Origin of the sequence: Ectothiorhodospira sp. 9100 (assembly GCF_022227565.1) — a bacterium.
Classification (GTDB): domain Bacteria; phylum Pseudomonadota; class Gammaproteobacteria; order Ectothiorhodospirales; family Ectothiorhodospiraceae; genus Ectothiorhodospira; species Ectothiorhodospira marina.
Genome location: NZ_JAJNAN010000138.1, coordinates 1 through 523, shown reverse-complemented (window position 1 = coordinate 523; position 523 = coordinate 1). Strand labels below are relative to the sequence as shown.

1 pseudogene is annotated in these 523 nt (G+C 62.9%); it reads right to left on the bottom strand.

The features are described from left to right. Window positions 1–523: pseudogene (locus tag LPW29_RS15335) on the bottom strand (hypothetical protein); the annotation flags it as partial.

Sequence of the window (523 nt, the reverse complement as noted above, 5' to 3'; positions counted from 1 at the left end):
TGGCATAGGCGGCCGTCTGGACCAGCCCCTGGCTGATGACGCCCTCCAGGGCGCCACGCTGCAGCTTGAGCTCGATGACAATGCGCTGCATCGGCCCATGAAAACCCCTGGCCGGGTCCGTCGGCCATTCAATGAATAGGTCCGTGCGCTTGCGGCCCAGGCCATATTCCCGGCTGATGCGGCCACCGCCATTGACGATCCGCTGCAGGAACGCCTGCATTAGCAACTGCGGACCCGCCTCCTTGTAGTCAAAGCGCTCCAGCCAGGCATCGGCCTGTTCGCGGAAGAACTGCTGGAAGGCACGCAGCAACTTCGGCATGTCCAGGTGCCCCTTTGAGGTGACGTACCACTCCTGCTCCTGGTTGGGGATACGGGTCTGCATGATCCAGGTCAGGTCCCTCGGGATCACCTCCCGATAGATCCGGTTGCTGATGCGTACCTGGGGCCGGGTCTCGATCAGCCCCAGATCCTCCACGTACTGCTGATCGTCGGGACTGATGCCTTGCAGGTCCTCGTCCTGACC